Origin of the sequence: Curvibacter microcysteis (genome assembly GCF_028649455.1) — a bacterium.
GTDB lineage: Bacteria > Pseudomonadota > Gammaproteobacteria > Burkholderiales > Burkholderiaceae_C > Curvibacter > Curvibacter microcysteis.
This window is the reverse complement of the sequence record NZ_JAQSIO010000016.1, coordinates 14,080-37,535: the sequence shown is the minus strand read 5'-3', so window position 1 is coordinate 37,535 and position 23,456 is coordinate 14,080. Positions and strand designations below refer to the sequence as shown.

At 64.0% G+C, this 23,456-nt stretch carries 26 protein-coding genes; 2 read left to right on the top strand and 24 right to left on the bottom strand.

Translation table 11 applies throughout. From position 1 onward, the window contains the following. The first annotated feature begins 171 nt into the window (after positions 1-171). Together PSQ39_RS21515 and PSQ39_RS21510 are read left to right on the top strand one after the other, a co-directional pair. Positions 172-579: a hypothetical protein gene (locus PSQ39_RS21515; RefSeq protein ID WP_273929693.1), complete on the top strand. Its 408-nt coding sequence runs from the start codon at positions 172-174 to the stop codon at positions 577-579. 521 nt (positions 580-1,100) lie between these two features. Continuing rightward, on the top strand, positions 1,101-1,589 hold the full coding sequence (locus PSQ39_RS21510; protein WP_273929692.1) for a hypothetical protein: 489 nt from the start codon (positions 1,101-1,103) through the stop codon (positions 1,587-1,589). A gap of 199 nt (positions 1,590-1,788) precedes the next feature. Here PSQ39_RS21510 and PSQ39_RS21505 read toward each other — a convergent pair whose 3' ends face one another. From PSQ39_RS21505 to PSQ39_RS21390, 24 genes are all read right to left on the bottom strand, one after another. Then, positions 1,789-2,103 carry a DUF6527 family protein gene (locus PSQ39_RS21505; protein ID WP_273929691.1) on the bottom strand — a complete coding sequence of 105 codons (315 nt, stop codon included), beginning with the start codon at positions 2,101-2,103 and terminating at the stop codon, positions 1,789-1,791. A 2-nt stretch (positions 2,104-2,105) separates the two neighbouring features. Beyond that, complete coding sequence (locus tag PSQ39_RS21500; protein ID WP_273929690.1) at positions 2,106-2,567, bottom strand: hypothetical protein; 462 nt, start codon at positions 2,565-2,567, stop codon at positions 2,106-2,108. Beyond that, on the bottom strand, positions 2,564-3,037 hold the full coding sequence (locus PSQ39_RS21495; protein WP_273929689.1) for a lysozyme: 474 nt from the start codon (positions 3,035-3,037) through the stop codon (positions 2,564-2,566). The genes PSQ39_RS21500 and PSQ39_RS21495 overlap by 4 nt, the downstream gene beginning before the upstream one ends. Further along, entirely contained in the window at positions 3,034-3,369 is a 336-nt protein-coding gene (locus PSQ39_RS21490; RefSeq protein WP_273929688.1) for a hypothetical protein, read from the bottom strand. The genes PSQ39_RS21495 and PSQ39_RS21490 overlap by 4 nt, the downstream gene beginning before the upstream one ends. Positions 3,370-3,442: 73 nt before the next feature. Next, positions 3,443-4,762 carry a hypothetical protein gene (locus PSQ39_RS21485; RefSeq protein ID WP_273929687.1) on the bottom strand — a complete coding sequence of 440 codons (1,320 nt, stop codon included), beginning with the start codon at positions 4,760-4,762 and terminating at the stop codon, positions 3,443-3,445. Between the two features lie 18 nt (positions 4,763-4,780). Then, positions 4,781-5,182 carry a hypothetical protein gene (locus PSQ39_RS21480; RefSeq protein ID WP_273929686.1) on the bottom strand — a complete coding sequence of 134 codons (402 nt, stop codon included), beginning with the start codon at positions 5,180-5,182 and terminating at the stop codon, positions 4,781-4,783. A gap of 12 nt (positions 5,183-5,194) precedes the next feature. Beyond that, complete coding sequence (locus PSQ39_RS21475) at positions 5,195-6,043, bottom strand: glycine-rich domain-containing protein (protein WP_273929685.1); 849 nt, start codon at positions 6,041-6,043, stop codon at positions 5,195-5,197. Further along, positions 6,040-6,711 carry a hypothetical protein gene (locus PSQ39_RS21470; protein ID WP_273929684.1) on the bottom strand — a complete coding sequence of 224 codons (672 nt, stop codon included), beginning with the start codon at positions 6,709-6,711 and terminating at the stop codon, positions 6,040-6,042. Before PSQ39_RS21470 ends, PSQ39_RS21475 begins: the two co-directional genes overlap by 4 nt. Continuing rightward, positions 6,711-7,649: a hypothetical protein gene (locus tag PSQ39_RS21465; protein WP_273929683.1), complete on the bottom strand. Its 939-nt coding sequence runs from the start codon at positions 7,647-7,649 to the stop codon at positions 6,711-6,713. Before PSQ39_RS21465 ends, PSQ39_RS21470 begins: the two co-directional genes overlap by 1 nt. 3 nt (positions 7,650-7,652) lie before the next feature. Further along, positions 7,653-12,947, bottom strand: a complete 5,295-nt coding sequence (locus PSQ39_RS21460; protein WP_273929682.1) for a phage tail length tape measure family protein — start codon at positions 12,945-12,947, stop codon at positions 7,653-7,655. 3 nt (positions 12,948-12,950) lie between these two features. Continuing rightward, a complete protein-coding gene (locus tag PSQ39_RS21455) occupies positions 12,951-13,304 on the bottom strand; it encodes a DUF1799 domain-containing protein (RefSeq protein ID WP_273929681.1) in 354 nt (117 codons plus the stop codon). Positions 13,305-13,321: 17 nt separating this feature from the next. Then, a complete protein-coding gene (locus PSQ39_RS21450; protein WP_273929680.1) occupies positions 13,322-13,669 on the bottom strand; it encodes a phage tail assembly chaperone in 348 nt (115 codons plus the stop codon). Positions 13,670-13,741: 72 nt separating this feature from the next. Next, positions 13,742-14,392: a phage tail tube protein gene (locus PSQ39_RS21445; protein ID WP_273929679.1), complete on the bottom strand. Its 651-nt coding sequence runs from the start codon at positions 14,390-14,392 to the stop codon at positions 13,742-13,744. 15 nt (positions 14,393-14,407) lie between these two features. Then, entirely contained in the window at positions 14,408-14,845 is a 438-nt protein-coding gene (locus tag PSQ39_RS21440; protein WP_273929678.1) for a hypothetical protein, read from the bottom strand. Beyond that, positions 14,842-15,144, bottom strand: coding sequence for a head-tail joining protein (locus tag PSQ39_RS21435; protein ID WP_273929677.1), 303 nt, complete (start codon positions 15,142-15,144; stop codon positions 14,842-14,844). The genes PSQ39_RS21440 and PSQ39_RS21435 overlap by 4 nt, the downstream gene beginning before the upstream one ends. Before the next feature lie 5 nt (positions 15,145-15,149). Continuing rightward, positions 15,150-15,338: a hypothetical protein gene (locus PSQ39_RS21430; RefSeq protein WP_273929676.1), complete on the bottom strand. Its 189-nt coding sequence runs from the start codon at positions 15,336-15,338 to the stop codon at positions 15,150-15,152. 30 nt (positions 15,339-15,368) lie between these two features. After that, positions 15,369-17,231 (bottom strand): phage major capsid protein, encoded by a 1,863-nt coding sequence (locus tag PSQ39_RS21425; RefSeq protein WP_273929675.1) that lies wholly within the window; start codon positions 17,229-17,231, stop codon positions 15,369-15,371. Next, positions 17,228-18,808: a phage portal protein gene (locus PSQ39_RS21420; RefSeq protein ID WP_273929674.1), complete on the bottom strand. Its 1,581-nt coding sequence runs from the start codon at positions 18,806-18,808 to the stop codon at positions 17,228-17,230. Before PSQ39_RS21420 ends, PSQ39_RS21425 begins: the two co-directional genes overlap by 4 nt. A gap of 8 nt (positions 18,809-18,816) precedes the next feature. Further along, positions 18,817-19,380 carry a hypothetical protein gene (locus PSQ39_RS21415; RefSeq protein ID WP_273929673.1) on the bottom strand — a complete coding sequence of 188 codons (564 nt, stop codon included), beginning with the start codon at positions 19,378-19,380 and terminating at the stop codon, positions 18,817-18,819. 140 nt (positions 19,381-19,520) lie between these two features. Further along, positions 19,521-19,835 (bottom strand): helix-turn-helix domain-containing protein, encoded by a 315-nt coding sequence (locus PSQ39_RS21410; protein ID WP_273929672.1) that lies wholly within the window; start codon positions 19,833-19,835, stop codon positions 19,521-19,523. After that, complete coding sequence (locus PSQ39_RS21405) at positions 19,832-21,784, bottom strand: phage terminase large subunit family protein (RefSeq protein ID WP_273929671.1); 1,953 nt, start codon at positions 21,782-21,784, stop codon at positions 19,832-19,834. The genes PSQ39_RS21410 and PSQ39_RS21405 overlap by 4 nt, the downstream gene beginning before the upstream one ends. Continuing rightward, positions 21,781-22,389, bottom strand: coding sequence for a hypothetical protein (locus PSQ39_RS21400; RefSeq protein ID WP_273929670.1), 609 nt, complete (start codon positions 22,387-22,389; stop codon positions 21,781-21,783). The genes PSQ39_RS21405 and PSQ39_RS21400 overlap by 4 nt, the downstream gene beginning before the upstream one ends. Continuing rightward, a complete protein-coding gene (locus PSQ39_RS21395; RefSeq protein WP_273929669.1) occupies positions 22,386-23,180 on the bottom strand; it encodes a hypothetical protein in 795 nt (264 codons plus the stop codon). Before PSQ39_RS21395 ends, PSQ39_RS21400 begins: the two co-directional genes overlap by 4 nt. Continuing rightward, a complete protein-coding gene (locus PSQ39_RS21390; RefSeq protein WP_273929668.1) occupies positions 23,170-23,421 on the bottom strand; it encodes a hypothetical protein in 252 nt (83 codons plus the stop codon). Before PSQ39_RS21390 ends, PSQ39_RS21395 begins: the two co-directional genes overlap by 11 nt. Positions 23,422-23,456 lie beyond the last annotated feature (35 nt).

Here is a 23,456-nt window from a genome sequence, read left to right as displayed (position 1 = left end):
GGACTCAAAATCCCCCGCCGCAAGGCGTGCCGGTTCGATTCCGGCCCCGGGCACCATTACAAATCAACGACTTGCGTTCGATTGATGGGTAAGAGCAAAAAAACGTTCCGCATCCGTTCACCGTGATGTTCCGCTTTTGAAGAAACAGGCCACCCCCGAGGTGGCTTTTTTTTGATTGCATTGCTGTATAAATACACAGTGCAATTCATCATCTACCGACTCCGTGCCGGCGGCCAGCGAATCCCCGGCTCAGACCCCGCACTGCGATCGCCATTGCGGGGTGATCTGCAGCTGCTGCCGGCCTCGTCCGATGAGCCCCGCCTGCGCGCGCGCCTGATCGACTCTGCTGGCCTGGACCTGACTCAGCCGCTGGAGTTTGCCCGGGTCGTCCAGATCCGCGGCGAGGCTATGCACATCACAGGGTTTGAAATCACGTCCAGGACGACCAAAGGCCGGGCCACGAAATGCCGGCAGTCGTGGCTCTGCGTGTGGGATGAGGTGGTGGCGCTACAGCTGCTGGCCCGCGTTCAGATCAATAGCATCACGGGGTTTTCGCCTGAGGATGATGACGCGGACTAAGTACACATCCAAAGCGAGCTCGAAGACGTCAAGCGCCGCGAGAGACTGGACGACAAAGATGACGAGCAGTACGACAACTCAATAGGCATCAAGCTGCAAAAAGCGACACCCAAAAGATCAATACCTTCTGCGTGGACACCACCTCTTCGCCAAGCAAAATCCCATTGATTTCAATGACTTAGTGGCACTCATGGCGCAGGGCAAGGAAAGGCTCAGCCATGATTTATGCGGGCCGGATTCAAAGCGCGATCGATCCATGATGGCGGTATCACTTACAGTTGAGCCTGTCGAAGCAGTCAACTTGATACCCTACCGGTAGTGCTTTAGCATTGCCGCGAACACTAGATGTAGTGTCCAAAATGAAAAGGCCACGGCTGGAACCGTGGCCTTCCCAACCGAGCCGAAACCGACCCGGCTTGGTGACACCTGAAAGAACAGATGCCTCCGTAGCAAGACGCTTATGTTCCCACAGATGTTGCGCGTTGAAAAGGTCGGGATTTTGTTCATCTAAAGGAAATGAAATGAACTCCTGTTTAGTAGCAACCAACCAGGGAACCGAACACCTGTTCGAGTGCCACCCGGTCAACCAGCAGATCAACTGGAACGATGTTCCCGGGGTCTACATGTTCGCCAAGCGCAACGCTGATGGGAGCATGCACCACCTCTACATCGGCCAGGCTGACAGTTTCAAAAGCCGGTTCTCCAACCACGAGCGGTGGGAAGAGGCTGAATTGCTGGGGGCAGATCACCGCTTGGCCTTGATCGTGCGCGACGCATCGGCGCGCGACAAGCTGGAGAAGGCCCTGATTGATACCTACGACCCGATGCTGAACGTGCATCACCGCCCGAAGCCGGGCTTCCAGCAGAAGGTTGGTCTGGGGTCCATTCCCTCCGCCGATCTCGGCTTTGGTTTCCGTCCTGGTCTCGGCCAGATCGATGGAGCCAGCCAAGGTTTCGGCTTCCGCCCCGGTTTGGGCCTGATCGACGGAGTCCGCCGCGGCTTGCTGTGATCTGACCACGGCCTGACGGCCACCCTCAAGCCCGCCTCGGCCCTGCCCTGGCGGGCTTTTTCACATCACCCCATTGGCTTCCACGGCGCCACCTCCCGCTCCGGGTAGTCCTTGGGAGGCGGAAGCGCGGCCTGCCTCTGCGCCTGGCGCTTGATCTGCCGCCTGGTCTGGGGCGGGCCGTCCCGGTCAGGCCTGGCAATCACTTGGCTGACTCAACCGGGAACGTTGGCAGGTCAACGGTTTGGCCAGCCAGCTCATGCGTGCAGTCGCCCAGGAACTGGATGCGGCCATCGGTCACAAAGGTGTGGCACCTGACTGGTGGAGCGCCATCACGCCCTGCATCAGCCCCGTCGTAAGTCACGAGCACCGACGGCTGAAACGTCGGCCGCTCCAAGCACAGATTCCACGACCAGTTCGGGCCAAAGTCCGAGCCGTGCTGGATCGAGTGCGTTGTTTTGCAGCCCGGACAGAAAAAGGTCAGCAACTCTTCGCGCTGTTGGACGGTGGTTGTCATGTTCATTCCTCGGGGTTGTTACGCGGCCATGCGTCAATCAGGGTTCTGACATCGCTGGCATGCCCGTCAGCCGCTGCCGCCAGCGCTTGATAGCTGCGGCTGCACTCAGCGAGTAACTCGCCGGCGGCAGTGGCGTACTCAATGACGGCGGGGGCGGGAGCTGTGGCGAGTCGGCGGCCTGCGTCGGCGGTTTGCTCGCGCAGGCGCTCAGACTCAGCGCGAGCGCTGTCAGCGTCAGCACGCAGAGTCGCTTGGCGGGTTTGGGCTGCATTCAGGGCCTCCGTGTATTTGCGGGTGATCGACTGCTCTGCCGCGCGTGCGGTGGCCTGGGCCTGCATGGCAGCGGTGGACTGATCCAGACGCAGCTCGGCCAGGGCGGCGCGGTGGCGGGCGTCCTCGAATGCCCAGGTGCAAGCGGCGGCCAGGGTGGCGGCGGTGAGGGATGTGATCAGGGTGAGGTTCATGGGGCCACCCCTTGCATGCACAGATCACGCTCAGCCGCCCTGCGCTTGGTCAGCCCGGGCAGCGCGACCAGGACACCGGCGACGCGTGCGCGGTCCCAGCGCAGGAGTTGCTCACAGGCCTCGCGCAGACGCCCAGCAGCCAGCAGCCGCGCGGCGGTTGACCGGGTGCGGTCGCAGACGATGGTGGGGCCCAGGTTGTATGCCGCGTCAGCAAATGCGGCCGCGACCTGCACGGGCAGGCCGGGCACGCAGCGGTCGACCTGGTCGATAGCCTCAAGCATCTCAGCCGTGAGCAGCTGTCGGCACTGCACAGGCGTGGCGGTGTCGCCCATTTGGACGCCCTTTGTGGACCCAAAACAGATGGTTGGCACGCCAACTGGGTCGCGGTAGGCCATCGTGCGCAGGCCCTCAGCAGGCGCTGCAATCGCCGTGGCCAGGCCAACAATGATCAGTTTTCGCTTGTCGATCATCGGTGGCCCCCGCCGGTTTTGATCAGCACGACAGCGCCCCAGATCGCGGACGCGCACATGATGATGTAGCCCAGGGGCTTGGCCAGGCTGCCGATCATGTCGAACACGCGGAACGCGCCTTTGAACGCCTGGAACATCTCGACGAGTTCGGCGGTGTTGGTCTCCGTGCGCTTTGTCGACTCGGTGTTTTCGGCCAGCCCCTCGGCCAGGCGCTGCATCGTCTCCGAGCCATCAGCAAACCGGCGCTCGACGGACTCTTGCCAGTCGCGCACCGAGCGGCGGCGCTCAGGCCCGACGTACTCAGGGGTTTGTATTTCAGGTGTGTCGTTCATGGCTGGGTCGCACATGGCGGGCTGAGTTGTGGGGTTTGCCCACGATGGTGGGCGGGGTTTTGTGAGTGTTGGGTTAGACCACAGAATTAACCCGAGTAAACGATTGCAGCGCCCGCCGGGCGTAGTATGCGTAGCCAGCGTTTGTGCAGTGATCTAGTGTCGAATCTCGATACACATCACGATTTCCATCGCCAGCAAGAGCAGACGCATTGCCGGTCCCAGTCAGCCAGCCCTGTGTTGATATTTTTTGCACAGACGGATATGCAATTGTCGCCGCAGCAAACTCGGCCTCAAGTGCCGCATATGTTGCAGTCAAATCGGGCCGCACGTATTGCACGCCGAACGAATAAACACGAGCACGAGGAGCGGACGCGGCGATCTGAGAATAGAAACTCGTGATTGCTGCAGTGACCAAAGACCTGTCAACGCCAGGCAATGCAGATGGCAAATCGTTGATTGATCCGCCCACGAAAATATCGTCTGGCGAGGCCACTAAAACCTCATCGTGCAGCCGCGCCGCAAAACTACGCCGCCCCTGCCCGGCAGTGCCCGACGCGTAATACCCGGTGCCCCCTTGTCCGCTGGGGATGATGTCACAATAACCAGCCGTCAGGGCCAGCTTGTACGCCCAACCGTCCAGGGCATCACCCTGGTCCATGCTGCCCCATGAGTCAGTAACAAACGCAACCCGCCGCCCTTTTGGGCGGGTGACTTTCCACAATGTATTCGTTGCTGCGCCGGGCGTTATGACATGCGGCCCCCATGTGCTTAGGAACGTAATCAAGCGAGGTTTTGCCGCTCCGAACGTCAGCACAATGTCGGTAGTACCAGCCGTTGCTGAGTAAGCAGCGGAGCTAGTCGCTGCCAACTGGCCATCGACCCAGACAAAGAATTTTTGTTTACCCGAATCGACTCCGGCCCGAATCGTCAGCGATGCGCCATCAAAACCGTATTCGTGGAAAAACGGCAGAGCACCCACATATTGTGATGTGCTAAGGCTCTTCATCTGCCCAAACCCGTTTGTATTATCGGGCGCGACGCCTTGCGCAGATCCCCAGTAAGTAATCCGCGCATCGGTTGCATAAATACCCAGCGCGCCCCACCCGGACGAAGCCGAATACGAAATCGTTGGGACATCCGCGCTCGGAGCGAGCAGATGCATTGACAACGGCGGGACATAACCCACCCCCAGCCCCGCCAGCTGCGCCGCCAGCTCATCATTGGTGATCAGCGTCCCTCCTGTCGCCATGGCTCGGTGCTCGACAGCGTGTTCCGTCGGATCCATTGTGAACTGCACCGCCACGACCTCGGCATAGGTGCCGTCAGGCATCAATTTGAGGCGTTTCTGAGTCTGTGCATCGAGCACCGAAATTGTCTTGTCACCGGGTTCCATAGCGCTTCCTTTCTGTGTTCAAAGTTGCGACGCGCTCACAAACAGCGCGTCTATTTGTTCATCCGTCAGGCTCAGCGCCTGGGCAATTGCGGCCACCAGGGGCCAGTCGCGGCGCACCTCGGTCGAGGTCGTCCAGTCGATCTGTGCGGCGCGGCGGGCGGTGTCGTCGGGGATGCTGACAATGGCCAGGTCGGCGGCGTCGAGCAGGCCAGCAGCCAGCAATGCGCGCTTGGCTTGGCGCATGGAGACGGCCTGGGGGATAGCGGGTGCAGCGGGCAGCGGCGCAGAGAGCGCCCCCGTGGCCTCGTCGTACAGCCAGCCAGGGCCGGCGGTGTCGGTTTTCACCCAGTTGGGGGCCAGGGCCTCTTCGGCCTCAGCCACATTGGCAACTTGGCCGTGTTCGATGATTGCGAATCGCATGGTTTGCTCCCGTCAGATGTAGAAGCGGAAGACAACGCCGCCTGCGCCACCGTTGCCGCCTGCGCCGGTGTTCAGGCCTGCGCCACCACCACCACCAGCGCCGCCAGTGGTGCCCGAACCGGCGCCGAACAAACCACCGCCGCCCCCGCCAGTCCCGGCGCCGCCAGGAACAGCTACGCCCGCAGCACCGCCGGTCAGCCCCCAAACAGTCACGGCCGACAGCGAACCACCGGCATAACCACCGCCGCCACCACCGCCGCCCAGCTGGGCAGGCGCGGTTCCTGCGCCGCCAGCACCGCCGCCGCCGGGGTAGCTGGGCATGCCACCGGCTGCAGCGCCTGCGCCGCCAGCACCAGGGCTGGCCGTGCCCGCGCCGTCCAGCAGACTCCAGATCGGCAGGTTGCTGGCACAGACACCGCCCGCACCGGGCGTGCTGCCACCGCCACCGCCGCCACCGCCCAAAACCCCGGACGTTGCGTTGGATGCACCGGCTGCAGCGCCGCCACCACCACCGCCCACGCGGGCCAGCTCAACGCCATCCACAGCAACCGACGTTGTGCCACCACGGGTGCCGGGCTGACCAGAGGCGCCACCAGCGCCACCAGCCCCTACCGTCACAGCCAGCGACTGTCCTGCAGCAGGCAGGGGAATCAGGAAAATTTGCGCGCCACCGAAGCCGCCGCCGCCGCTACCCCCGCCGGTGTTGCTACCTCCACCACCACCGCCGCCGCCCACCAAAAGCGCCTCAATGCGCTTGGTGCCGTCAGGGACGGCCACGGTCTGCGAGGTCGTCAGGACGCCCGACTGGGTATAGCCAGCAGGCGTACCGCCGCCGCCGAAAAGTGCCGAAAAAGTGCTCATTGCTTGATCCATCCATCAGTGGAGTTGGCGTACCGCAGCACCGCCGACGCAGCCAAGTCGTCCAGCTTCATCACAGTGCTGTTGCCCTTGAATTTCTTGCCGTTGGGGTCCACAAGGCAGGTGGCCGTGCCAGAGGCATTGGTGATGCCGATGCGGTCGCCCACGGCGGGCGAGGCAGGGAATGTCAGCGTGATGCCACCGGCGGCAAACACGTAGTGCAGACCGACCTGGGCAGATGTGTTTGCCGTGATGCGCTGGGCAGGCAGGCCGCTGTCCTGGGCGGGGGCCCAGTTGGGGCGATCGCTGGAGGGGTCCACGCTGGACGCGGCTAGGTCAACACGCGCCCTGTAAGTAAGCAGGTCAACGGGCGACCAAACGGCCTGGCCCGCTGTGTACGCGCCGGGCACCCACTTGGCGGCATTGACCAGGGCCTGCGCGGCATTGGCACTGGCCTGGGCAGCATTGGCACTGGATGAGGCCGATACGGCGCTGGCCAGGGCGTCGAGCGCATTGGCGTAGACGTTGGCCATCATGGCGCGCCATTCGCCAATGCCCGTGTTTTTGAGGAAGTCGAACAGCGCGGTGCAGCGCGCTGAGAATGTCAACCGGTCAGCACGGTCCGGGGAATCCGGCATGCTGGTCAGGCTGGTGGGGGGTGTTGCAGACATCAGATCATCCCTTTCACGTAACCAGAGGCCTCAGAGCGCGTGGTGCCGTACTTGACGGTCACAGCGCCCAGGCCGTACGAGTTCAGCCCCCGAAAGCCAGGGCGGTCACTCAAAATCCAAGAAGTAGGTTTGTTCAGCCGGCGGCGCGTGACTTGCAGCACGTAGTCCGCGTTGACGGTGGGCATCAGCAAGGTGAACCGCAGATCAGTGCTGGACGCGCCGTCTTCGATGCGGGTGTTGCCCCAGCGGTCGATATCGACATAGCTGTGCGAAATAGGCTCAGCCGTGGGGCCGTCACCCACACCGCCAGGGCCTGCCGCGTCGTTTTCATCCACAAGCGGGATCAGGTCGCCCACCAGCAGCTTGCCCAGGCCCACGGGGTTGTCAGGGCCTGCGGTCACGGTCACCGTGATCTGAGCGTTGGGGTACGGCACCAGGTCTTTGAACAGCACGTTTTCCAGCGGGCGGATCTGGCCAAAGGCCCAGTCGTACCAGTCCACTGGCGGCTCTTGCAGCGAGATGGTTTCATCGCGCAGCACAGCACCGCCCGGGGCGTCCTCATAGACGATCCGCATGGCCGCGCCCACCGGGCTGTACGCCTGCAATGCGTTGATGAACCCAGGTCGCAGCACCACCGTCATGGACTCGGTTGCGACGCTGTCGGTCATCACCTTGTCGTCAAACATGCGCCACCGGTTGCTGGCCTCTTTGAGCAGCCAGTAGGTAGCATCCAGGCCGGGCCGCACAGCGCGGCCGGTGTGATCCTTGACGCACGAGTACACCAGGTGGTCCACCGGGTCGAGCCGCAAGTCATCAATGACATGCACAGCGCCGGACACCCAGTCGAACTCGCCCTGACCGCTGTCGGGCATGGGAATGGAGGACGAATGCAACACCGCATCGGTGACGTCCACAGAGTCGAGCATGTAGGCAGACATGGGTCAGGCCCCTCCCACAATTCGGACGCGCTGCGGGCCACCCTCGGCATTGCCGTTGGTGGCGTCCGCTGTGCGCTTCGCATGGTTGTTTAACTCCGCCAGCTGCCCACCCAGAGCCGCGAGCTGAGCCTCTGCAGCCTCTGCGCGTGCCACCAGTGCAGACAGCAGCTGCGCCACCTGGCCATCGGACTGCAACACGCCGTTGGCGGCGGGGTTGTACGCCTTGGGCACGATGGCTTCGCCCTGATGGATCATGGCAAGCATGTCGCGGGGGACGAAATTGGTGCCCACTGCAAATGCGGGGATGCCGGCCGATGCAAACAGGCGCTGCATCTCGTCCTCATTCCAGCCCACGGCCTTGGCCAGACGGGCCTGCGTGACGTTGTATTCCTTGGCGGTCTGGGCGATCTTGGCCAGGCTGCCGGCCCGATTGCTCAGGTCATAGGTGGCCAGGAAATACCCACGGATGGAGGCAAGATTGGCCTCTTCGCCGGTCAGAGCCGTGGGCGCGCTACCCGACCCAGGCCCAGCGCTGAAACCGCCGCTAGTGCCGCCGGAAGTGGAGCCCGCGCTGCCGCTGCTGGTAGAGCCACTGCCCGTGCCCGTGGCGGCGTTGACTTTGAGGATCGCGGCGCTCAGATCCTTGATCGCATCAGCCACGCTGAGGGTTGCTTTGTACGTGCCGTTGGAAATGTCGAGCTGCTGCTTCCAATACGCGAGCGTGTCATCGAGCTTGCTGAGCTGGTCATTGGCCGCATCCAGCTGCTGCTGCGCCACCGATTTTTGGACGCCCGCAATGGTCTGCAGGTCGGCCAGCTTGCCGGCCAGGACGAGCTGGGCGCGCTGCTGCTCAAAAGCACTGGCAAACGTGTTGCTGTCGCTGAGGCCGTTGCGAGCAGCGGCGATGGCATCGGTCAAAGCCTGGCCATCGGGCAGGGAGCCGGTGGCCTGGGCGCCGGTCAGCACTTGATCAATGAAATCCAGCGCAGCCGCCTTGCCCTGCCCTTGCGTGCTGGCCACGCTGTTGTACAGGTCGGCGACGTTGCTCTTGAGCGTCTCGTAGATGCTGCCAATCGTGCTGACCGCCTCTTGGGCGATGCTGGCGGTCTGCTGCAAGGCTGTGCGCTGTTTGTTGATCGAGGCCTCCAGCGCAGAGTACGCAGCATCAGCAGCGGCGCGGGCGTCGGCAATGGCCCAGATGCGCTCCTGCAGGGCACGGTTGCTCTCGTCCAGCTTGGCCAGTTCGGCAGCGCGCAGCGCGGCGGTGTTGCCCAGAGCCTGATCGAGCTGGGTTTGCAGGCTGGCCCGCTCGGAGGCGACGGCGTTGGCCTTTTTCTGGGCCTGCACCTGGTCAAACAGCGCGCGGTTCGATTCGTCCAAAGCGTTGCGCTGCTTATCGAGCAGCTGGGCGCTGGTCATCGTCAACTGGTCGTATTCGTCCTGCAGGGAGGCGCGTTGAGACTTGACCTCAGCCGCCTTTTTCTCAGCCTGAATCTGGTCAAAGATGGCGCGGTTGCTCTCGTCCAAAGCGGCCCGCTGCTTGGCCAGCAGCTCGGCATTCGTCAGGGTCAGCTGGTCCAGTTGGTCCTGCAGATTCGTGCGCTCGGCCTTGACGCTTGCGGCCTTCTTTTCAGCTTGAATCTGGTCGAAGATGGCTCGGTTCGATTCGTCCAGGGCGGCGCGCTGCTTCTCCAGGAGTTGCGCATTCGTGAGCGTGAGCTGATCCAGTTGGTCCTGCAAACCGGTGCGCTCGGCTTTGACGGACTGGGCTTTTTTCTCGGCTTGGATCTGATCGAAGATGGCGCGGTTGGACTCATCCAGGGCCTCGCGCTGCTTCTTCAACAAGTCCGTGTTGGACATGGTCAGCTGGTCGAGTTGGTCCTGCAAATTGCCCTTCTCGCTCTTGATGTCGGCAGCTGTGCGCTTGGCTGCGCCCTCGGCAGCGGGCGTGACGCTGGCAAATGCGGAGCTAACGGCCATCAGGGCGGCATACGCTTTGCGGCCGCTTTCGGTGTTCAGGTCCTGGGCTTCGACCAGGGCGCGGAATCCGTCGCGGGTCGTGGGCAACTCCAGACCCACCGACTTCAGCGAGGTCTTGATGTTGCCCAGGGTGTTGTCGGTCTGCTCGCTGGCCGAGTAGAAATTCTGGTAGTAGCTCTGGGCCTGGCTCGTGAGCGTGTCCAGGCCACCGGCCAGTTTGATCAGCTCAGACGACGCATCAAACGACAGCTTTTTGAGGTTCTGCAGCGGCAGCATATCGGCCACTTGCTGCAGGGTCTGCACCGCAATGATCTGGTTGTCGATGGACTTGAGCAGCGCGTCCACCTGCTCGGCGGTCATGCTCTCGACTTCCAACAGCTTGCCGGCGTCATCCGTGAGCATCGTCTTGATGGTCGTCGGAATGTCGGTGGCCGCTTGCAGGGCCTGCACCACGGACTGCTTGAGGTCCAGCGTGAAATTGGCCATCGCGGTAGCCGCGTCCGGGCTTTGCGTTGACCACTTTTCGTACAGCGTGCCGGCAGTGTTGTCGCCCTTGCCGGACTCACCAAACCCCACGCCGCCGGTGAGCGAGCCGCCTGCAAACACGCCGCCACGGCCTTTGCCGGAGGTCTCCAGCCCGGCCCAGTACCCAGTCGTCTGCAGCTTGGAGCCCAGGGCTGCCAGCGTTTTGTCGATCGTCTCTGCTGCGCCGGCCACCGCCTTATTGATCGCCGCATCAGCCGTGGCGCCCAGGCCATCGGCCTCCATCAAATAGGACTTGCCGTTGGTGACGCGCACGCCGGTCGAGTTGTCCCGGTTGAACTGCTGGCCGACGTACTGGTATGTCTCGCCGCGACGGTTGTTGGCCACCTGGCCGTTGTAGGCCACGCCGTACTGGCCGCCGCTGCGCGACTCGCCCGCAAACGCGCTGTCGATCAGCCCGCCCAGGAAGTTACCCAGGGTGGCGCCGATGGGCCCGCCGAGGTACGTGCCGATGGCAGCCCCCGCCGCCGCGCCCCAGTTGCCTTTGAATGCGGAGATGGCCGCGCTGGCGTAGCCCAGGCCGTTGCCGAATGTTTCGAGGGATGTGGCATTGCGCGCAGCCCAGTTGCCGATATCCATCATCCCCTGGCCCATCGTTTCCAGGCCCATGTCGAAAAGCCGGCTGCCGCCATTGAAAATTGACTGCGCGCCGCTGACATAGCCGCTGCCGCTGAGCAGGCTGCTGCCGGTTGTGACCGCGTTGACCGTGCCGGCTGCGTTGGCGGCCGTGCTCAGGCCCATGGAGCCGGTGATTGCGGCGGCAACAGGGTTGACGATGAAGCTGATGACGGGCCGCAGGACCAGCGTTTTGAACAGATTGACCAGGGTGTCCCGCATGTTCCGGGCGAAGCCCTTGCCGGACTCGAACCCACGCATCAGGCTGTCGGTGATGCTGCGTTCAATGGATTCGGAGGTGCGCTTCCATTCGTCGGCAGCAGCCTTGGCTGCTTCTGCAATGCCCTTTGCCGCAGCACCGTCGACTTTCACTTTGGCCAGATCGCGCAGCGCAGAAGCCTGCTCGCGGTAGGCGTCGCCCAGCTTGCCAGACCAATCGATCTCATCGGCCAGCCGCGCGCGGTCCAACTTGGCCACAGCCTGCTCTTCCAAGCGGGCCGCCTCCAGCGCTGCGATGGCGGAGGCACTCAAGCCGATAGCTTCATTGGCCTCGCGCTGCTTTGCGGCCTCGCCGGCGATGGCGTCCGTGCGTTTGACGATCGATTCGTAGGTGTCGTCATAGGCTTTGGCGGCCTCTTTGGCCTGGGCGGCCAGCACCTTCTCGGCCTCGCCCTGTTTTTCCGCAGCAATGGCGGCGTAGGCCTTCTCCAGCGCAAGCTGGCGGGCCGATTCGGGCATGTTGGCGTAGCCGGGTGACTGCAAGAACTCCACCAGGGTAGCCTGGCTCTTGGTCAGTCCCTCGGTCTTGGCCTCGGCATCAGCCGCGGCTTTGCTGAATTCTTGAACGTATTTGGCCCACTCTTTGGCGGCCTCCTGGTCGGCGGCGAAGGGGTTGGCTTCTTTGGACGCCGCAGGGCCTTTCTTGTTGTAGCTAGCCCGAATGTCCGCCTCGCGCTTGGCCTTTTCGGCGTCGGAAGCACCGGCGGCATTCAAAGTTTCAAGCTGCTGAGCGATCTCTCGCCGCATCTTGACTTCTTCGGACAGGTACTTGAGGCCGTCCTTGTCAGCCTGAATTCGTGCGGCTACCGAGGTATTACGAGCAGCATCAGCTGCAGCAATCTTGTTCTTGGCGTTGAATTCCTTTTCCAGTTCGGCCAGTTCAGCTTTGGCAAGCTGCAACGACTTTTCGCGCTCCTCATTCCAAAAAAGGCCGAAGGCCTTCATCTTTTCAAGATCGCCGATTCGATCCATAAGCGGCAGCGCACGCTCACCAATGGTCGGATCTCTGCCGAGCGACTTCAGGGCATCCCAGGCATCCAGCGTGGCGGCCTTGACATTCCGCCAACTGCGTTCGATGGCCCCGATGTTCTTCTCCATCTCGGCCGCACGATTACCCAGCGTGTCAGCGTAGGTGCGCTGGGCCAAGTTGGCAGCCTCGACAGTTTTGCCCTGATCGTCCAGTGCCTTGATTTGCTGGTAAACCGACAGGGTGAGGAAGTTCATTCCCTCGTTTAGCTTGATCGTTGCCGAGAGCGGCTCTTTGGCCAAGTCGGCAAAGTTCTTGGCAATGTCGGAGATCGAGTCGCCAGTCTCACGCGACCACTGGATGGCCGAAGTGGCAAACGACTCCAGGTTGGCCGAGGCCACCTTGCCGGTGCTGGCAAACGTGACCAACGCCTGAGTGGCGCTGCCCTTGGTGATGCCGGCCACGCTGTCCATGCTGTCTGCCACAGCCTGGAACTGTTGCACTGTGGCGCCGACTGAATTGCCGCTGGCAATCATGGCGTTGCGCCAGGTCGCCATCTCCTGCGCGCCCTGGTAAGCCGCCACGCCCACCGCCGCGACAGCAGCGGCAGTGAGGTTGATGGGCGTTGCCAGGCTGGACAAATAGGTGCTCATTGCCCGCGCAGCGTTACCGACACCACCAAAGGCGTCCTTCAATTGCCCGCCCTGCTGGAGCAGCACGGTCAATGGCGCCTGGCCCGCCTGGAGCGAGGTAACGATGTCGGTGAACTGCGCCGGCACCTGGCGCATCGCTGCGGCGGTCTGGGCGGCCGATACCCCGGTCTGGGCAAAGCTGGAGCTGAGCTTATGCAGGTCGGCATCGACCTTGTCGGCGCCCTCAAGGGTGAGCCTTACCCCAAGAATGGTGATGCTCATCGCTCACCCCCTGCTCTGCTGCTCAGACACCAGCTGTGCATGCTCTTCGAGCCAGGCCAACTCCAGCAGCTCGAGGTCTGCAAACACAGCGATGCGAGCCTGCTCATCGAGGCCCAGAGCGGCCTCATGGCGCGGAAGTATCGACCAATCCATGCCGACAATGCGCGCAGCGCCCATGCCCGCAGGCGCATACCGCCACTGCGTTTGCATGCGGCGGAATATGGCCAGCGGGGTTTGGTTGTCTGGGTAAACATTGAGCGGTTTGGGCCGGGTGATTTGCTGCAACAAAGCCAGGTGTTTTCCGAATCCCAGGCGGGTGGCCGCCTGTTGGTCGACGGCCTGCGTGCCGCGCACCATGACGCGGGCGCAGGCTTTCAGTTTTTTGCCTTCGCCGTCCAATACGCGCGGAAGTAGGTCTCCAGCACCTCGGTGGGGCCCCGCGGAAACTTGTTGGCGAACTCTTCAGCGTTTTCGCGGTTGAACGGCTTACCCGGCACCTGCCAGTCAACCAGCATTTCCTCCAGCGCCTCAGCGTCGGACTTGCCTGCCAATTCATCGCGCAGCTCATCGAGCTCTTTGCGGGTGCGGTAGCGGAAAACCACCGGCAGACGCTGGGGTGGCAGACCACCGGCGCGGCTGATCTCAACCACCTCGTCAAAGGTGGGGGGCAGGTCAAAGGAGAACGGCTCGACAACGTCGATGACTTGGGTTTGGGCGCTCATGGCTGGTGGGATTGGTTCGGGTTTAAGGGGATGGAGAACAACCCCAGGCAAATGCCCGGGGCGGCTCGTCTATCAGGCGGCGTACACCGTGGGCATGTTTTGCGCTTCGATGCTGACCTTGGTCTGCACCACGCCCTGGGCCTGGCCGGTAGGCACACCAGAGGCGGACGCATAGCCGGTCAAAACCATCTTGGCGCCTGTGCCAAAACGCAGGCGGATCGCGCGCTTGGCCTTGGCGCGGTAGGCCTTGTTGCATTCCACAAAGCCTGCATCGCTCAGGTCGTAAATGGCATCCATCGACAACGAAAGCGGGCTGACGATGGTGGGCACGCGCTTGCGGACGTTGTCGTGGATGGTGGTGACATCGGCAAATTCAGGCTCACCACCGCTGACGTTGATGTTCTGCAGGTTGGCAAAACTGGCGCCAAAGGTGATGACCTGAAAGCTGCCCGAGGCAAACGAGTCGTAGCTGGTGCTGTCCTCGCCCTCGAGCTCAAAGGTCTTGGCCACGGTGTTGACGTTGGCCACCCGGAAGATGCGGTCACTGACCTGGTACATGCCATTGGCCGTGACGGCGATGTAGTCGCCCACAGTGGGTGCCGTGCTGCCAGCGTAGGTGGCCACAGCGGTGGCAGCCTTGCTGATGGCACTGATGGTGATGGCCGCGCCAAGGGCGGTTTGCACGTCGACGCCGACGTTGCTCCAGAAGATTGCGTTTGCCATGATGGCTCCTTGCGTTTAAAGGTTTGCCGCCGGGGCGGCGTGACGGATCACAAAACTCAGCGAGAGGCAACAGGTGCCCTCGTTGTCCATTTCCATTTCGGCCGGCTTGCGCTGGTCAAAGTGGATGAGGCCTGCCAGCCCGTTGAGGCTGGGGTTGGCCATCAGCAGGTCGTGGACGCGCTTGCTCAGCTCGTCGCAGACCTCATCCTCTGGCCGATCGCCAATGGGCTTGGCGTAGCAATCGCAGCGAATCGACGTGTCCTGCACCCGAAGTGCGCCCTGACCGACCGGGGCTTGGTTGACCTCGCCCTGGCCGTAGACGCTGACCGAGGCCCGAACAGACTGGGACATGGGGCGCACGCGGTTGCGATGCACCCCGCCGTCGCAGAGAGTCGGGTCGGCCTGCAGGATGGCCACCACTGCGTTGAGGATTGCGAAGGCGTCGCTGTTCATGCCAGCCCCCTGGGCAGTTGCAGCACCAGGGTGCTGATGCCAGTGCCGTCCGGCTGGTGCTCGGCAACGGTGTAGGGGACGCCGCCAACCACCAGGGGCAGGTCAACGGGGTCTGCCTGCACCGCCACCACAGCTGCCGTGGGCAGGGTGAACGTGGGCTCGGTCGTGGCCATGCCGTGGACGCCGACCTGGCTCACCACCCCGGGTGCTGCGAAAAAGCCGCGCACGGGCTGGCCGCCCAGCGTGGCATCCGCACCGAAGTCGGTGAAGAACAGGTCGAAGTCCTCGGTGATGGCCATGACGATCAGCCCTCGGCGCCTTCGATTTCAGCTTCGGTGGCCAGGCGGGCCTTGCCTTGGCCTGCCAGCTCGACAGCCAGTTCGCCGGGCACATCCAGCAGGGTTGTGCCTGCAGCAATGTGCTCGCCGTCGACGGCGGTGTTTTCGACCAGGGTGATGGCCACGCGCTTGGGACTTTGGGAGTTGTTGAACATGGTGTTCTCCGGTGTGTTGGTGGGGCCTGATCAGCTGGTCAGGGCGTCGTCAAAGACGGCGAAGTTGGAGGCGCGGCGTACGCCGGCATCCACGAAGGCGTTGACCACCAGACGGTTCAGCCCGTTGGGGGCTTGGGTGATCTCGTCGAGCAGGATCTCGACGGCGCCGAAGGTGCCCACCACCAACATGTCCCACTGGCTGCCAAAGATGACCGAGCTGCAGGTGCTGGACGAACCCTTGGTCAGGTTGCTCGGCACGGTGTTGGTGACGGCGGCGCGGTAGCCGTTGAGGGGGTTGTCAGAGTTCTCCCACACGAACGGCAGCGCGTTGGCCTTCTGCACACCCTTGAGCCAACCGCGGGCCTTGGTGTTGACCAGGTAGCCGGCGGTTTGGTCGGGCTCGGCGTTGGCGGCAGCGCAGGCCGTTTCCAGGGCCACGATGTGGCTCCAGCCGATTTGCGCACCGTTGGTGCCGCCGATGACCGAGCCGATGCCCGACGTGAAGCGGATGCCCCGCGGGTTGTTGGCAGCACCGGTGCCGTTGATGGCGGCGTCTTCGATGCGCACGGCCAGCTCGCTGTTGATGTCAGCGCGCAGCATGGGCTCGACGGCCATGGCGGACTGGATCACCGCCTGCTTACTGAAATCAATGTAGGCGCCAATGCGCTTGGGGCTCAGGCTGAGCTTGGCGGTGTTGATGTCGGTGCTGGCAGCGCCGGCCACTTCCGTCAACCAGCCCAGACTGGAACCCACGGTCTTCTTGGGGATGTCGATGCCGCTGGTGAGGCCGTACAGCATGGTGGCGCCCATGCGGCCCAAGGCCAGCTGGTTGCGCAGCACATCGGTCCAGAGGTCGGTGCGCAGGTCGGTGGCGATGACCGGGGCGCCAGTGGTGGCCCCGCCAGCGGTGAAGCTGCGACTCAGCACGTCGAAAGGCACCAGCAGGCCCTTGGAGCCGCCGAAACGCTTCATGGCGGCTTCATTGGCGGCGCGTTCGAGGCCAGCCTGGGTCCAGTCGCCAGAGATCATGGCGCTGACAGCGCGCGCGATGCTGTAGGTGCCAGCTTCACGCTCCGACAGGCCAATGTGGCCAGCGCGGGTGTCGCTGTGCTTGCTGGTCAGGCGCTCGATGACCACGTCCTGGAACTCATCGACAGTCTTGCCGCTGCGGCAAGCGTCTTGCACGTCGTTCATGGACACGTAGTCCTTGTATTTGACGCCCAGCGAGATGAGGGCATCGCGGCGTTGCACGTCGGCATCGGCGCTGGAGGGGCCAGCGATCGGGGTCACCGACGGCTGCGGGGTAGCGGTTTGGGTCATGCGGCTCTCCTGGAGCGGTTGGGTTTCGGTTGCAGGTTGGGGGGGCGTGGCGGGCTGGATGTCGACGCTGCGACCAACGCCCACCGTGGCGTCGGCCGGCACGGACACCATGGAGATCTCCATGGGCTCCCAGTCGGTGACGCGGTACGTCTCCACGCCATCGGCTTCGCCCTCGAGCCGGTAGGCATGGATGCAGTAGCCCACGCTCACGTTGCGCAGGATTCCGTCCTGCACGAGTGCGAAGGCCTCATCGGCGTCCTCGGTTTTCCCAAACCGAACGGTGGCCCGGCAGACCCGGTCCTGGCCGATGGATACGGACTCCACAACCCCAATGAGCTCATCGGGGTCATGGTTGAAAAGCAGGGGCGCCCCGTTCATGAGGCGGTCCAGGCGCACGGAGCCGGTGCTGCAGTCCAGCACCTCCATGCCGAACCAGCGCTCGTAGGGGGTCTCGCTGGCAAATGCGATTTGCACCGTGCGGGCGTCAACGCTGACGGCGTCACGCTGGAAGGTGCCGGTCAGCGCGCGGCGCTGCAGACCGGCGGCGCGCAGGTCTTTGGTGGGGGTGGTCATGCGGTGGCTCCTGCGTCCGGGGCGGGCGCGGCGGGTTGATCGACGGGGCCGAACTGCACGCTGTGCGTGGCGGCCAGACTGTTCTCGCGGGCCAGCTCGGCCACGTTGTCCTCAAAGTCGCCACCCATGGCGCCGACGATCTGGCTGCGGGTGGTGAGGCCCTGGCCCAGGGCGGCCAGGTTGGCCTTGACGTCGTTTTGCGGGTCCACCCAGGTCCAGCCGCGGCCACGGAACACCACGCCGTCGATGAACTTTTGCAGCTTGGCCACCGGCAGGGCCGAGCCATTGGGCAGGGTGATGGCGCCGGCCAAAAGAGACATCTCCAGCCAGTCGCAGAACACCGGGTAGACGAACTGCTCGATGAGCCAGTTTTGCTGGCCGCGCCAGTTGTCACGCTCGGCCAGCTCAGCAATGCGGGCGCTGGAGTAGTTGACCCCCTCCATGTCACCCGTCAGGTTGTGGTGGGCCACGTCCAAACCAGCGGCCATCGCCTTTTTGCGGCTGCGCACAAAGGGGTCGAAGGCCTGGGTGGGGTATTTGGCGTCGAAGCTCTTGAAGTCGTAGCCAGCGGGCAACTCTTCAAACGCGCCAGGCGCGGCGTCGGTCAACAGCTCACCCTGCGAGCCACGGGCGTTGCCCAGCTGGCCATCGGCGTCGGTGGATTGATCCTCCGGGGGGATGTAGAAGCCCATGTGGGAGGCGCCAACGCGGGCGGCCACCACGGCGGATTCTTCAAACCCGTGCAGCATGTCGGCACCCATCAGGACGGCATGGGCCCAGGGAACACCGCGCAGTTGCTCTGCATCGATCTGGACGTAGCCATGCAGCACCTCATTGGCGTCGTAACGCACGCGGTACTGTCCAGTGCTGGTGAGCGCGCTGCTGTCGTTGGGGTTGCGCTCGAGCAGGTAGTAGCCGGTGGCCTGGCCGGCGCTGTCGGTTTCGACGCTCATGCGGACCTCGCGGCCATTGCTCAGCACAGCGCGGTAGGCGGTGTCGAGCCGGTCGGTGGCCAGCAACTGCAGGCTGTAGCGGTAAGGATTGCCCTTGGTGCCGCGCACACGGCGGGTCAGAAACTCACCATCGCGGGGTGAGGTTTCGGCCAAGGTGCGCAGCATGGCCGCAAACGACTGGCGGCCCGTGATGTCGCAGCCACCGCCGCGCTTGCACCACTTGAGCCAGTGCTGCTCAATGGCGGTGTTGGCCGCGTCGTCAAGCTGCCACTTCCAGCCCTTGCCGTCTTTGATGTACTCGCCACAGCGCATTTGCAGGGCGATGCCGGAGGGGCCTGCGATGTTGTTGCGGCACAGGCTCAGGAAGCGGCGGCCCTCTTCGGTGCTGCGCGACCACTCGCGGGAGCGGGTGCGCATGAGGTTGAGGCCGTTTTCGAGCAGGGCATTGATGGCAATGTCGCCCCGGCCAAACGACGATGCCAGGCGGTTGACCTCGGCAGCGGCAAAACTGCGGCGCTGCGCTCGGAAGTTGCCACCAGCGGTGAAGGTGGGCTCGACCGCACGCTGCGCAGCAGGGGCTGCGGCGGTGGGTGCGGGCTTGAGGCGGCCCCAAAGGCGTTGCATGAGGGTGCTCATCGGCCAAACCTCACAAACACCTTGCGGCTGGGCAGACTGCCACCGGCGGACAAGGTGGCGGCGTTGTCTTCAGCCTTGACCTCGGCGCGCAGCTTGGTGCGCAGTTGCATCAGCTCGAGCGGGGGGATGTGTTTGACCTGCCGGTCGTTGATGCGGTATTCGAGGTCGGCACGGCCGGCGCGCTGCTCAATGACGGCCTCAATGGCGTCAAGGGCCCGGCGGGCAAAGCTGCGGCCATCGCTCGGGCTGGCGGTGGTGGCGTCCGGCAAAACCACGATGGCCTGCACACCAAGGGTGTGGCGCTCCAGCGTGAGGCCTGCCCCACGAGAAACCCACCAACTGAGCATGTAGCGGCCAGGCACCCAGGGGGCCGTGACGGCTGGGCCAATGTTGATGCTGTAGCCGTCGCCAGAGGCTGTGCCCGAGGCGGTGTAGGCGTTGCCCACGTTCTTCAGGCTGACACCCAGCGCCCAGCCCGCCGAGGGCGGGTAATCGGCCGAAATGACGCTGAAATTCAGCGTGTCGCCGGCGCGGGTGGTGGTGGGAATGCCTGTGGCCATGGGCATCCACTTTGCCGGGGACGCTCTGCCAAAAATAGGGCACCAACGTGTCAGTCAACGCCCGCAAACCCGCATGGATACTGGGCCCGCACTGACAAATTGGGGCACCATGTGTCAGTCGGGTGATATTTTCGGGGTTGTTACCGCTTTGAGGCGATCCGGTAGACGGTGCGCTCGCTGCAGCCGACCTGGGCTGCAATGGCCGGGGCAGACATACCCAGGCTGAGCAGTTGCTCGATCTGCTGCTGGCGAGCGGTGCGATTGCCACCCCCTTTGCCCACGTAGACGCGCATGCGTTGGCCGCCATAGAGGTCTTTCATGACGCTGTCGATGACCTGAGGCAACACCGCTGTCATGGCGGTGATGACGGCCTGCTGCATGAGCGGGTGGGCCGCTGCGCGCGTAGCCAGCAGGGACACATGGTTGGCGCTGGGTTTGTCGATTGGATGGGTCATCGTTTCCAGTTGGTGGCAAATGAGTTGCGTCGGGCCCATTGGCGGGCGCTGGGGTTGGTGCGGCTGGGCGCGGCGGGCTGCACCGGGGCGGTCGGCTTTGCTTGCACATCGGTGGTGGGCTCTTGCGCGCCTGGTTGCACGCGGGCCTGCAGGCGCTTTTCGAGCAGATCCCAGTCGGCCTTGGTGTACCGGTGCATGCGCAGCTCTTGGTGGTGAGCTGCGGCGTAGGCGTAGACCCAGGTGTCCAGCGGTTCGTTGCGGGCGCCGCGGCGCTTCTCAAACCGGTTTTTGCGGGGGTCGTAGGTTTCGCTGACCAGGCCAGGAAAATACTCGGCGGGCAGCTGGTCGCTGAAATGGGTGGCCCGGCTGGCGGGGTCCTTGTCGGCGTCAGTCGAGAGGCGAGAAAACAGCCAGTGTTTGGCCGCTACCGTGCCGACGTGGTGCACCAGCACGCCGCGTTTGTCGAGCTGGCCGCGCCAGTTGACGTCCTGCAACTTGCCTTTGTTGAGGACGGGGGCGTTGTTGGGCACGGCACCAAAGATGCAAAGCGGGCGGGCCACGCGGCGGCTGCGCACAAAATTCTTGACGTCTTCGGTGCGGTGGCCCCCAGCATCGTTGGCCATGGCTTCGACACGCATCAGCGCACCGCTGGCATGCTGAATGGGGCGGTTGAGCAGGTCGGCCAGCTGGTCCCACACCTCGTTTTGAGCCGGATCGCCCATGAGCTCGACATAGTCCAGCACCCAAAACGCCATGCCCCGACCCCAGCCCACGATCTGCACGGCCAGGCGATTGTCTTGGGTGTCGACGCCTGCAGTGATGCGCAGCACGCCAGCGGGGGCGCTGCGCAGGGCGTACGGCTCGGCCCGGTCGGCAATGGCGTCGTGCTTGACGTTGCGCATGGCGGCGTCTTCCCAGGGCTCGGCCAGGCGGTCGTTGGTGAATGTTTTGAGCTTGGCAGGGTCGTTTTGGGCGTCGCGCCACATCTCGACCAGATCGGCCCAGCGCGGGCCCAGGCCAAACTGGTAGTACAGGCAGTTGATGTGGTAGCCCCGGGTTTTGGCGCCCGGGTTGCCAGCGATCCAGCGGCCCTGGCGGATCATCTCGGTTTTGTGGTGCTCATCAATGTGGGCGCCGCACTCCTGGCACACGTACCAGACCTGGCTGAGGTCGGGGGTCCAGTGCAGGCCCGCCCACTCGAGGTGCTGCATGTGCTGGCAGTGCGGGCACGGGACGTGGTACCGGCGCTGGTCGCTCTTGAGCCAGATGAACTCGATGCGGCTGATGCCTTTGATCTGAGGGGTGCTGATGTACAGCCGCTGGTAGGTGCTGGGGAATGCCGAGGTTCGGCCGTTGAGCATGTCCAGGGGGTCATCGCCGCCGGTGAGGCTGTTGGCGAACTCGTCCACCTCGTCCACGATGAGCTTGCGCACCGTGGTGGACTTGAGACGGGCCGGGCTACCGGCGTGCTCAATGTAGAGCTGGCCGCCGGCAAAGTCCTTGAACGTGCGGGTGTTGCTGCTGTCGCGGCTGGCCACGCTGGTCAGGGCGCGTTTCATGGCGGGGGATTCGTCCACCGCGGGGTTGAGCTTTTGGGCCACCCATTTGTTCATGGACACCTCGCCAGGCAAGCAGACCATGACCGGGGCGGGGTCGTGGTCCATGCAGTAGCCCAGAGCGTTGATGGCCACCTCGGTCTTGCCGAACTGGATGGGGAACATGAGGCCCACATCGCGCACGCCGCTGCGGGCGCTGAGGCAGTCCATGGGCTCGCGCAGCGGGGGGTTGCGGTCGGTGGACCACTGGCCCTGGATGCTGCTGCCCTTGCTGCTGAGTTTGCGCTCCACATCGGCCCATTGCGAGACGGACATGGCCTTGCGAGGGGCTACGGCCCGCGCGAATGCAGCCAAGCCGTGGGCGGGGGTGCAGAAGCCTTCGGCCAGTCTCATGGTGCGTCACCCTGCTCTGCCTGGGCCTGGCGCTGGGCTGCGGCGCTGATGTCGCCCAGCAGGTACTCGACCTGCTCGGCGATGGCGGCAGCCATGCCAGCCTCATCGCGGCCCACCAGTTGCGGCGGCAAGATGGCGGCCCAGCCCTCGAGCTTGGCCCGCAGCAGCGCCCCCAGGGAGGCAAATGCCGCGACATGCACGCTGCGCTCGATCAACTCGCCAGCTTCTTTGCGGTACTGGGCATGTTCGCGCTCAGCGGCCCAGTGTTCGCGCTTGGCCTTGCTGCTTTGGAAGTCGTAGAGGCCAGCGGCGGGATCGGTGGCATCTGTAGCCTCGGTCGCGGACGCGGCGGCGGCGGGGGCATCCACCTGGTGGCCAGTATCGGCGGGGGCGCCGCGCTGCTCGGCATGGCGGGCAGCCACGCCTGCCTTGCTGGGGTCGCGGGTGGCCTCGATGCGGTCGATGCTGGCCTGCACCAGCACCCGCTTGCCGTCCGGGGCTATGACCAGGCGGCCCTCGTTGCGCAGTTGGGTGCCGTAGCTGCGCTTGACGTTGATGCGGTCGCAGAACTCGCCCAGGGTGAGGGTCAAGGTGGGGTCGGTCATACGCCTGCAGCCTCCCGGATGCGGAAACGGAGACGGCGCTCCAGGTAGGTCTGCAGGGCGGGATCGTTGGCCAGGGCGCTCATGCTGATGCGGGGGGTGTAGTTACCGGCACGCACGAACATGACCACCGGCCGCACATCCACCCCGCCCGGGCCCATGGCGGCCCAGATGCCGGCGCGCAGATGGCTTTGGGTGCGGGCTTTGCCGTAGGCCAGAAAGTAGCGGCGGCCGGCGCTGCGCTGGGTGCCGCGTGCGATCTGGGCTTTGCGCTTGGCGGTCATGTTGGCCTTGTAGCCCAACTCCGGGAAGGCCTGGAAGTAGCTGAGCAACTGCTGCATGAAGGGGCCGCGGAAGTTGCCGTAACTGTCGACGCTGCCAGGGAATGGGGTTTTGGGTACAGCGATCTGGAAGCCCGCCGGCAGGATGCCCATGCGGCGCAGCAGCACCTCGCTTTTCTTGTCGCGGCGCTGGCCGCCCTGCTCTTGGGCCAGCAGGATCTTTTGGGGGTCCACGATGATCTTGCCACCGGTGGTGGCGGTATCGCGGCGGTAGGTAGGCGCAATGGAGGCCTGCAGATTGTCAGGGGTCGCTTGCTCGATCCAGGGGCTTCTGACGATGAACGGCGTTGGGCGATCAAAGGCGCTACGCATCTGCGCCTGCATGTTGCCGCGAAGCTGGAATGCGGCGTCGTTGATGCCCTTGGCGTAGGCCTCGCGGGCCTGGGCGCCGCTGAGCTGGGTGAGGATCTTTTGGACCTTGTCCAAGCCGGTGATCTTGAAATCAAGCCTCATGGGAGCCTCCATTCGGGGCGCTGGGCGCGTTCTGGAAGTCGATGGCACCCAACCCCTGGGCCAGCACCTCAGAAGGTCCTGTGAGCTCGATACGCACGGCGCGCAAGCCGGGCAGGTAGCCGGAGGAATGCAGGTCTTTCACCAAGGCATCGAGCTCAGGCCAGCGGCGAACAGCAGCACGGAACTCGGGCAGGTTGTCGCGGGTGCAGGCGAAGGCCCGCTTTTCAGGCTGGCCACTCATCATCTTTTCCTTTGTGCGGTATGTGGGGTGTGTTG